Annotated in this window: 11 protein-coding genes; 8 read left to right on the forward strand and 3 right to left on the reverse strand. The window is 33.6% G+C overall.

Going from position 1 to position 9,869, the window contains the following annotated elements; translation table 11 throughout:
• Positions 1-161: 161 nt before the first annotated feature.
• Positions 162-1,541 carry a glucosaminidase domain-containing protein gene (locus ACZQCL_RS03450; RefSeq protein WP_337619457.1) on the reverse strand — a complete coding sequence of 460 codons (1,380 nt, stop codon included), beginning with the start codon at positions 1,539-1,541 and terminating at the stop codon, positions 162-164.
• A 165-nt stretch (positions 1,542-1,706) separates the two neighbouring features.
• On the opposite strand from ACZQCL_RS03450, the gene prfA reads away from it, so the two are divergent.
• The 7 genes from prfA (at position 1,707) to ACZQCL_RS03485 (ending at position 7,357) form a co-directional block, all read left to right on the forward strand.
• On the forward strand, positions 1,707-2,783 hold the full coding sequence (gene prfA / locus ACZQCL_RS03455; protein WP_003866204.1) for a peptide chain release factor 1: 1,077 nt from the start codon (positions 1,707-1,709) through the stop codon (positions 2,781-2,783).
• Positions 2,783-3,631, forward strand: a complete 849-nt coding sequence (gene prmC / locus ACZQCL_RS03460) for a peptide chain release factor N(5)-glutamine methyltransferase (RefSeq protein ID WP_333882200.1) — start codon at positions 2,783-2,785, stop codon at positions 3,629-3,631. The genes prfA and prmC overlap by 1 nt, the downstream gene beginning before the upstream one ends.
• 98 nt (positions 3,632-3,729) lie before the next feature.
• Positions 3,730-4,299 (forward strand): ferritin family protein, encoded by a 570-nt coding sequence (locus ACZQCL_RS03465; RefSeq protein WP_117572828.1) that lies wholly within the window; start codon positions 3,730-3,732, stop codon positions 4,297-4,299.
• Between the two features lie 95 nt (positions 4,300-4,394).
• Entirely contained in the window at positions 4,395-5,261 is an 867-nt protein-coding gene (locus ACZQCL_RS03470) for a methionyl aminopeptidase (RefSeq protein WP_117926505.1), read from the forward strand.
• Between the two features lie 48 nt (positions 5,262-5,309).
• Positions 5,310-6,647, forward strand: coding sequence for an MATE family efflux transporter (locus tag ACZQCL_RS03475; protein WP_482481851.1), 1,338 nt, complete (start codon positions 5,310-5,312; stop codon positions 6,645-6,647).
• 172 nt (positions 6,648-6,819) lie between these two features.
• Positions 6,820-7,038, forward strand: coding sequence for a hypothetical protein (locus ACZQCL_RS03480; protein WP_256268630.1), 219 nt, complete (start codon positions 6,820-6,822; stop codon positions 7,036-7,038).
• On the forward strand, positions 6,983-7,357 hold the full coding sequence (locus ACZQCL_RS03485; protein WP_337532387.1) for a type II toxin-antitoxin system HicB family antitoxin: 375 nt from the start codon (positions 6,983-6,985) through the stop codon (positions 7,355-7,357). The genes ACZQCL_RS03480 and ACZQCL_RS03485 overlap by 56 nt, the downstream gene beginning before the upstream one ends.
• 9 nt (positions 7,358-7,366) lie before the next feature.
• Here ACZQCL_RS03485 and ACZQCL_RS03490 read toward each other — a convergent pair whose 3' ends face one another.
• Both ACZQCL_RS03490 and ACZQCL_RS03495 read right to left on the reverse strand, forming a co-directional pair.
• Positions 7,367-8,035, reverse strand: a complete 669-nt coding sequence (locus ACZQCL_RS03490; protein WP_482481852.1) for a LiaF transmembrane domain-containing protein — start codon at positions 8,033-8,035, stop codon at positions 7,367-7,369.
• A complete protein-coding gene (locus tag ACZQCL_RS03495; RefSeq protein ID WP_256268626.1) occupies positions 8,032-8,466 on the reverse strand; it encodes a LytTR family DNA-binding domain-containing protein in 435 nt (144 codons plus the stop codon). The genes ACZQCL_RS03490 and ACZQCL_RS03495 overlap by 4 nt, the downstream gene beginning before the upstream one ends.
• A 375-nt stretch (positions 8,467-8,841) precedes the next feature.
• Between ACZQCL_RS03495 and ACZQCL_RS03500 the strand changes: the two genes are divergently transcribed.
• On the forward strand, positions 8,842-9,869 hold a 1,028-nt coding region (locus ACZQCL_RS03500), incomplete at its 3' end, for an ATP-binding protein (protein ID WP_482481853.1).

Consider the following 9,869-nt stretch of genomic DNA (forward strand, 5'->3'; position numbering starts at 1 on the left):
CCAAAGTTATACTAAAATTATGACAACATGGAATGTTATTCTATAAGTGCCTTAAAGATAAGGCAATGAATATAGAAATAAACCAATATTCATATCTCTCTTTTAAAAATAATAATAAACAAAAGAAACCATTCTAGACGCCAACACTAGAATGGTTCCTTTTATTTGAAATCCGATTTCTTGATATATGCATAGCTGTTCTTATATTTAGCATTTACATTCAAATGATTATCTTTAACAGGTGCTTCACTCGATATTTTATAGTATCTGTTTTCTTCCTTTAATATATGAATCGATACAATACTTCCTTTTTTATAAGTATAAAGAACATCTTTTTTATTTGGTGCATATACCTTTAAGTCCTTAGATAGTTGTATTGTTTTGATTGGATTCTTTTTTTGGTCAATACCAACTTCATCCAATTGATAATAGAAACTAGCCGCTTTTTCTCCCCAGTACGGATCAGAAGCATAGTTCACGTTGATGCCACTTGCCTTATCCCCAAACCACGAACCGTGATATCTTGAATCTTCAGGATTTAGATAGCCTTGCTGCAAGAAATTGTAGGCATGTTGTTTTACACAATCCGCTATTGATTTGTATTGATTTGCGTTATCTGGATTTTCATCAATGGCTGCATGACCGAATAAATTATGATATTCAAGCGCATACTGACTAAGTCCTAGACCACTCTCATTTAGGGCAAGTGCATACATCATAGATGCGTTGATTGCGTATTTAGCTTGTATATTAAAAAATACATCGGCTTGATTATAGAGTGCGGATTCATCGTTGACATACGTATTATAAATCACATTATTCAAATACGACGTGGTTCTGTGAGGAACATATTGATAATAGTTATAGTATGGATTTTTATTGACCTTGTTATCATCAATTAAGTTTTTATAGCTCGTATAAAAATAGTGACCATCATATGAATAATAGGCAGTATCTTCTTTTAAAAATTGTGGAGCAGGACCAATCGCAATAGAATTCGCATTTCCTTGAACAAGATCTGTAGAAATCGTATGAATGAGGGAACCGTTATAAACATAATATGTGGATAAAGTATAAGAATCGTCATATAAGTACAATTCAACATTGTTGATGTCTGTCCATGCTTGCACGCCGCTTATTTTAAAGTGAACCTTCTTTCCGTTAAAGCTGGTTCCTAAATATTGAGCATCTGCACCATAACTTCCATTCACATATCCAGTTTCATCTGTATCTGCTGTGTATTCTGTATTTTCAGTTATGTCTTTCGTCTTTAAATTAACAATGCCAGATTGAAGTCGTAATATTTTTCCGTTTTCATCTTTTATACACGCATACTTAGAATCGATTGTATCCATCTTAAAAGATGCGAAGATGTAATGCTTATAGGAAGCTTGTACTTCACTTGTATTTAAATCTTCTACGTAGTATTGTCCGTCTTCAGTGATTTTTAAAATGGTGAAGGGAATAACTATAAATACGAAAATGAGTAAGGTAAGAATAAACACAATTGGTATTTTTTTAACTTTTCTTTTCTGTTTCATACTTCATATTATACTCTTATCTTCAAAAATTGCGTAATAGGACAATTTCCATCGACAATACTGGTTCTTTATATTAAAATAGATGGGGTATATCGCTAAAATAAAGCGTTTTTTAAGTGGTAAAACACTCAAGATATATAAATTATAGAGAAAGGATGTATATTTATGGCAAAAATGGATGAGCGTTTAGAAAAAATGGTTGAGCGTTATCGTGAAATCAATGATTTGATGATGCAAAGTGATGTTGTATCAGATCGTAAGACAATGGCAAAATTGGGGCGTGAACAAAATGAGTTGACACCTATTGTAGAAACATACGAAGAATATAAAAAGGCAGTTGAGGAATTAGAAGAGGCTAAAGTTCTTTCAAAAGAGGAAGATAAAGAAATTCGTGAAATGGCACAAATGGAATTGGAAGAATTAGAACCAAAAATCCAAAATTATTTAGACCGTTTAGAATTGCTTCTAGTACCAAAAGATCCTAACGATTCTCATAATGCGATCTTAGAAATTCGTGGAGCAGCTGGTGGAGACGAAGGAAATATCTTTGCCGGAGACTTATTTAGAATGTATTCAAAATATGCAGAGGCAAAAGGTTGGAGAACAGAAGTCATTGAAATGGAAGATAGTGAAGCTGGAGGATTCTCATTAGTTTCATTTAAAGTCAATGGAGAAGGGGCTTATGGAACTTTAAAATTTGAATCTGGTTCTCACCGTGTACAACGTGTGCCAAAGACAGAATCACAAGGCCGTATCCATACTTCTACCGCAACAGTATTGTGTATGCCAGAAGTAGAAGCTGAAGATTTTGATATTGATATGAACGACTTGGAAATTGAAACAATGCGTTCAAGTGGAGCTGGAGGACAGCATATCAATAAAACCGATTCAGCGGTTCGTATCGTCCACAAACCAACAGGTATTGTAGTTAAGTGTCAGGATGGTCGTAGTCAGCATGAAAACCGTGCAACTGCCTTAATGACAATTCGTGCTCGTGTATATGAAGAAAGACAGCGTGAATTGGATCAAAAGAACGAAAAAGAACGTCGTACAAAGATTGGTACTGGAGATCGTGCAGAAAAAATTCGTACATACAACTATCCTCAAAACCGTGTAACAGATCACCGTATTGGATATACAGTCAATCAGTTAGATCGTATTATGGATGGTCGTCTAGATGATTTAATGGCTGCATTACAGCTTGCAGATCAACAGGCTAAAATTGCTGGAGAAAAAGAATAATGAGTACATATCATTCATTGATCAATGAAGGTAAAGAACGTCTTTATAAGGCTGGTCAAGGCGAACAGGCAGCGCAACTTTTCATGGTGGAATTGTGTCGTCAAAAAGATATCAATTTATATATTTCTATGGATGAAGAGGCGGATGAACAAATTCAAACGGATTATTTAGAAGGAATTCATTTAATGGAAAATGGAGAACCATTAGGCTATGTATTAGGGTATGAATGTTTCTATGGCTATGACTTTATTGTGAATGAAGATGTTTTAATTCCTAGACCTGAAACAGAAGAACTTGTAGGACTTGTATTATCTAAGTTTGATGATTATTTTGCCGATAAAGATCATGTCAATGTATTTGATGTGGCAACAGGATCAGGTGCAATTGGTATCACTTTAAATCTAGAAGAACCTAGAATGGATGTGATCGCATCGGACATTTCAAAAGAAGCTTTAGTGGTTGCACAAAAGAATAATGAAAAGCTTAATGCTCATGTAAACTTTATTTGTGGAAGTATGTTAGATCCATTTGTAGATCGCGATTTACATTGCGATATTCTAGTTTGCAATCCACCATATATTCCAAGTGAAGAAAAGATGGAACAAAGTGTTGTGGACTATGAACCGCACGTAGCTCTATTTGGTGGAGAAGACGGATTAAAATTCTATCGTGATGTATTTGAAAAAGCACATCTTGTATTGAATGAAAAAGCTTTTCTTGCCTTTGAAATGGGATGGGATCAAGGTGAATCTTTATCGAATCTAGCTCGTGAATATTTTGAATCTGCAACGATTACTGTACATAAAGATATGTCAGGAAAAGATCGTATGTTGACGATTGAATTATAATTTTAAAAATTGTTGAGCATTACTTTTGAAATATTGGTATGAATATGCGATAGTATAGTCATAAAAGGAAATAGTATATTTCAAGAGGAGGATTATTTATGAAATATAGATGCTTAATTTGTGGACACATTTATGACGAGGAAAAAGAAGGCGTAAAATTCGCTGATCTTCCTGCAGATTGGAAATGTCCAACTTGTAAACAACCAAAAGAAAAATTTGTTCCAGTAGAAGACGAAATGACTTGGGCTGCTGAACACGTAGTAGGCGTCGCAAAAGATGTTGCTGAAGACATTAAAAACGATTTACGTGCTAACTTCGAAGGTGAATGCTCAGAAGTAGGTATGTACTTGGCAATGGCTAGAGTAGCTCACAGAGAAGGATATCCAGAAGTTGGATTGTATTATGAAAAGGCAGCTTGGGAAGAAGCAGAACATGCCGCAAAATTTGCTGAATTATTAGGCGAAGTTGTTACAGATTCAACTAAGAGAAATCTTGAAATGCGTGTAGAAGCTGAAAATGGTGCTACTGCAGGTAAAGTTGATTTAGCTACTCGTGCTAAAAAGGCAAACTTAGATGCAATTCATGATACAGTACACGAAATGGCTCGTGATGAAGCTCGTCATGGTAAGGCATTTGCTGGATTATTAAAACGTTATTTTGGTGAATAATGCATTTAGAAGCTTCTGAATCAATCGGAAGCTTTTTTTCTTGTTTTCGTGTATAATAAGTTGTGTTTAACGAATATATAGAAAGAAGGATCAAGATGATTGGTAAGAATAGTCCATGTTGGTGTGGTTCTGGTAAAAAATATAAACATTGTCATGAAGAATGGGACAATACAATTAATGTATTAAAACTTCAAGGAAAAATTGTTCCTAGTCATAATTTAATCAAGTCGGAAGAAGATATTAAATGGATCAAGAAAGCGGCTAAAATCAATAATGCAGTTCTTGATTTAGTTGGAGAAAAAATCTGTGCAGGTATGACGACAGAAGATATTGATAAATTAGTATATGATTATACAACAAGTCATGGTGGAATTCCTGCATGTCTAGGTTATGAAGGATTCCCTAAGAGTGTTTGCACATCTATTAATAATGAAATTTGTCATGGTATTCCAAGCGAAAAAGTCGTATTAAAAGATGGTGATATTATAAATGTAGACTGCACTACAATTGTACATAAACACTTTGCGGATGCATCTAGAATGTTTTGTATTGGTCATGTAAGTGAAGAGGCAAAACGCTTAGTTGAAGTGACTAAAGAATGCTTAGAAATTGGTAAAGAAGCCGTACGTCCTTGGGGATACATTGGAGATATTGGTGCTGCTATTCAAGAACATGCACACAAAAATGGTTACAGTGTTGTTGTTGATTTCTGTGGACACGGTGTTGGTAATGCTTTCCATGAAGATCCATATGTACATCACGTAGGAATTCGTAATACAGGTATGGTTATTGCACCAGGTATGGTCTTCACCATTGAGCCTATGATCAATCAAGGAACGCGTGATTTATATATTGATAAAGATAATGGTTGGACATCTTATACAAAAGATGGAAAGTTATCGGCACAATGGGAAAACACAATTCTAGTTACAGAAAAAGGAATTGAAGTATTAGCTTGGTAAGAAGTCAATAAAATGACTTCTTTTTTGGTGAGGTTTAAAAAAGGGAATATGCAAAAGAGTATGATTGAGGGGAATACTTTAAAACTCATTTTGAATTTTAGCATTCCATTATTATTAGGAAATTTATTTCAACAATTTTATAACGTTGTTGATGCGGCCATTGTTGGACAAACACTAGGTTCTAAAGCATTGGCAGCCGTAGGTGCTAGTAGTAGTGTGCAGTTTTTGATTCTAGGATTTTGTATGGGAATATGCCAAGGCTTTGCGATTATGGTTTCGCAAAGTTTCGGCGCAAAAAGACTCGATGAAATGCACACTTATATTTATGCAGGAGCTGTATGGACAGCCATTACAGCTTTTGTGGTATCCATCTTAGTCGTTGTGTTTTGTGCAGACATTCTTCACATTTTACAAGTCAATGATGAAATCTTTAACGATGCCTATGCCTATTTGGTTGTCATATTTGCAGGGATACCATTCACATTACTCTATAATTATTTATCGGCTATATTAAGAGCTATTGGAGATTCAAAAACACCATTTCTCTTTTTGGCTTTTTCCGCTGTTTTAAATATTGGCCTTGATTTTTTTTGTATTCTTGTTTTGAAATGGGGATGTGCAGGGGCTGCCATCGCCACCATTTTTGCCCAAGCCGTAAGTGGTATTTTATGTTTATTGTTAATTGCTTTTAAAGTCAATGTTTTACATATACCTAAATCAAGTCGCTATGTGGATAAGAATCATTCGATAAAATTATTGGCAATGGGAGTTCCTATGGGATTACAATTTTCAATTACAGCCATAGGTTCTATGGTCATGCAGTCGGCTAACAATGCTTTGGGAACCATTTATGTATCTGGTTTTACGGCAGGTATGCGCATTAAATCGTTGATGATGTGTCCATTTGATGCATTAGGTGCAGCTGTTTCTACATTCCTTTCCCAAAACTATGGAGCTTGCAAGTTAGAACGAATCCATGATGGATATCATAAAGGCGTAATGGTGAGTATTTTGTATGGTGCATTCGCCTGTGTCGTAATGGTTTTCTTTGGAAGAATTCTTAGTATGATGTTTGTGAGCGCAAATGAATCACAAGTGCTAAATGCGAGTGCGTTATATTTAAGAAGAATGGGCTATTTCTATCCTGTACTAGGAATTTTGATCACAACAAGAATGTCCGTTCAAGGCCTTGGCTATTCTGCTCGAGCTATGCTTGCAGGCTTTGTAGAAATGATTGCACGCTGCATTGTGGCATTATGTTTTGTGCCTATTTTCAAATATAATGCGATCACATGGGCCGATCAAGCAGCATGGGTTGCAGCTACACTTGTATTGATTCCATTGTGGATCAGTGCAATGCGTGCGGTTCAAAAGAAAATGAGTTAAATTAGAAGTCTAAATGACTTCTTTTTTTGACTTTTAATGTCTTTTTCACATACATCTGATTTAATTAAGGTAGAGATCATTAAAAATATGATTGACACCAAATATAATGGAGGTGAAAAGATGTCTTCTTAAATTGGGTCATGATATTCGTTTCGAAGAGATAGTTAAAGTGATGAAAGAATATGGATATGAGATCAAACAACCTAAAGGCGGATCAAGTCATTATTCATTTGTCAAATCTGGATGTAATCGTATTGTGATTCCAAGACATAAACCTATAAAAAAGGTGTATGTAAAAATGATAAAAAAAGTGATAGAAGAGGAGATGAAGGAATATGAATCAAGAACTCAAATACTACATGAATCTGTCGTATCGTATGGAAATTGTTGAAGATAAAGATGAAGGAGGATATGTCTTATCTTATCCGGATCTTCCTGGATGTATGACATGTTCAGATTCATTAGATGACTTGTTAGAACTAGCCAAAGACGCAAAAGAAACATGGATTTTAGGTATGTTAGAAGATGGGAAAGAGATTCCGCTTCCTAGTGATCTACAATCGTATTCAGGACAATTTAAATTAAGAATACCCAAAAGTCTTCATAGATCCTTATCTATACACGCTAAAGAGGAAGGCATTAGTATGAATCAATATTGTTTGTATCTTCTCGCAAAAAATGATGCGGAATATAAAAAAGAAAGACGTTAATTGTCTTTCTTAGATATAATGGATTTCAACTCCACCAAAATGAACACGCCCTGTGATATTTAATGTAGGATAGCCACTAGATGATGGCTGTCCTTTTTCATCAACTCCACCAAAGAAGGCACGAACATGACTTTGTACATTCCATTCTTTAGGTACATAGAGTTCAATGCCTGTAAAGTTTCCATCAATTTCAATCGTAGCTTGATTTTGAATGGTAGCCTGATCAAAATAGAGTTTCAATCCTGAAAACTTTGAATCAATGGTCACATATTGTAAATCATTGGTTTGAATATATTGAACTTTTTCACCAAAACTAGAAGTAATATTGATGATGGAATTTGTAGAATATTCAATATCTTCTATTTCAATGTGTCTTTTTTTGGGATGAATAATGCTTGTAAGTCCCCAAGCTAATAGCCAAGTAGCTAATAATAGAAGCCATAAAGAAATATCTTCAAAACCTAAATCTTCTTTGAATAAATAGAAAATAATCGCAATCCCAAATAAGGGACTGTAGAAGCTTCTTTCTTTGATTCCGTCGATAATAACGGATAGACAGATAAGAGTTCCAATAATTTTCCATAGACTAAGGTTAAATTGAATAATTCCAAATAAGTTTCCAAAAATTAATATGGCACCTAGAATACAAATAATGCCCCAAAACCAATTTCTTTTCATAAATGATTCCTTCTTTCTTTTAATACTTTGTAGTACATTCTTGATACATACACTTGTTTATGACTATTTTGAAAAGTAATGAGATGACTCGATACAGAATGCGACAGAGAATAAATTTTTTGAATATTCACTATTGTAGATTTAGAAATTCTCAAAAAGGAGTTTGGCAATATATTTTCTAATTCATACAATTTCTGTGTTGTAGAAAACATATCATTGGCTGTATGCGCATATACCGTTCCGTTGTCACTTTCAAAGAATAGAATTGCATCTAAATCTAGGTAATACTCTGTATCTTGTTTAAAGAATTGTATACTCGGCTTTGATTTAAAATTAGAAATCAATTGTTGCAATTCCTCCGTATATTCTTTTGTATGTATGACGATTTCATCTTCGTTTAATGAATCATCAATCTCAATTCTTACTTTCATGGCTTTATTATTCCACAAGGAATATTAAAAGTATAGTCATGAAAAGTATGTGGTTAAAATATAAGACTAAGTGGTCAAGAAAAGAGAAGTGAAAATTCATTTCTTTAGTGGGCTGTATAATGGTACCTATATATAGCTCCTTCATCAATTTTGTATATTAATCGTTCTTTATCATTTATTCTGCAACTTCAAAATCCTTTAAAGGATGAGACATCAGATATTATTATATTTATTTCTAAAATATTGAAATAATGTCGTTTTGTAGTAAATAAAATATTGAAATAATGACATTTTAGGCGGAATAAAATATTGAAATAATGACGTTTTTCTGTTAATGTGATATTGAAATAATGTTGTTTCATGACTGGAGGATATATGTTTAAGCGGAAAGTATATAATGAATTGTTGGAATGGAAAGAAAAATATGCAGATCGGTCAGCTTGTTTATTAGAGGGAGCTAGGCGTGTAGGTAAGAGCACAATTGCTTTGGAATTTGCAAAAAATGAATATGAAAGTTTTATATTTATAGATTTTTCTAATATATCTACAGAATTGTTAGAAGTATTCAATGATATTTCGGATTTGGATATATTCTTCTTGCGATTACAAACAGTGACAGGTATTAATTTGATAGTATCTAAATCTGCCATTATTTTTGACGAAGTACAATTTTTTCCAAAGGCTAGACAAGCTATTAAACATCTAGTAAAAGATGCAAGGTATCATTATATTGAGACGGGGTCACTGATATCAATTAAGAAAAATGTACAAGATATATTAATTCCTTCTGAAGAACATAAAATTAATGTGTTTCCGATGGATTATGAGGAATTTAATTGGGCATTGGGAAAAAGTACGGATAGTATAAGAACTTTAGTTGAAAAGAATGTTGCTATAGGTGATATGACAAACCGTAAGTTAATGCGCGATTTTCGTATTTATATGGCTGTTGGGGGGATGCCTCAAGTCGTTTCTACTTACCTACAAACGAATAATCTTGATGCAGTAGATAAAGAAAAATTAGATATTATTTCTTTATATGAAGATGATTTAAAAAAAATAGATCCTTCTGGTAGATTATCTGATATTTATGCATCAATACCTAGTCAATTAGCATTGAAGAGAAATAGATTTAAAATAGCAGAAGCAACTAAAAGCCGAAGACAAATTAAAGATGAGGAACGTTTATTTGATTTAATTGATTCCAAAATAGTTTTGCCATGTTACAATGTTGCACAACCTAGTATTGCTTTAGCACAAACAAGAGATCCAGAAACTTTTAAATTGTATATTTCTGATATTGGATTGTTTACAACGATGATATTTGATGGTGGGAAAGGATTATCTTCAGATATTTATAAAAAATTGTTGAGTGATAAGTTATCAGCCGATTTAGGCTATAT

Source organism: Holdemanella sp. (genome assembly GCF_056804935.1).

Coding starts and splice junctions, on each gene's coding strand:
- ACZQCL_RS03465 (WP_117572828.1), top strand. CDS start 3,730: ATGAAATATAGATGCTTAATTTGTGGACACATTTATGACGAGGAAAAA.
- prfA (WP_003866204.1), top strand. CDS start 1,707: ATGGCAAAAATGGATGAGCGTTTAGAAAAAATGGTTGAGCGTTATCGT.
- ACZQCL_RS03495 (WP_256268626.1), bottom strand. CDS start 8,466: ATGAAAGTAAGAATTGAGATTGATGATTCATTAAACGAAGATGAAATC.
- ACZQCL_RS03450 (WP_337619457.1), bottom strand. CDS start 1,541: ATGAAACAGAAAAGAAAAGTTAAAAAAATACCAATTGTGTTTATTCTT.
- ACZQCL_RS03490 (WP_482481852.1), bottom strand. CDS start 8,035: ATGAAAAGAAATTGGTTTTGGGGCATTATTTGTATTCTAGGTGCCATA.
- ACZQCL_RS03475 (WP_482481851.1), top strand. CDS start 5,310: ATGCAAAAGAGTATGATTGAGGGGAATACTTTAAAACTCATTTTGAAT.
- ACZQCL_RS03480 (WP_256268630.1), top strand. CDS start 6,820: ATGAAAGAATATGGATATGAGATCAAACAACCTAAAGGCGGATCAAGT.
- ACZQCL_RS03485 (WP_337532387.1), top strand. CDS start 6,983: ATGAATCAAGAACTCAAATACTACATGAATCTGTCGTATCGTATGGAA.
- ACZQCL_RS03470 (WP_117926505.1), top strand. CDS start 4,395: ATGATTGGTAAGAATAGTCCATGTTGGTGTGGTTCTGGTAAAAAATAT.
- prmC (WP_333882200.1), top strand. CDS start 2,783: ATGAGTACATATCATTCATTGATCAATGAAGGTAAAGAACGTCTTTAT.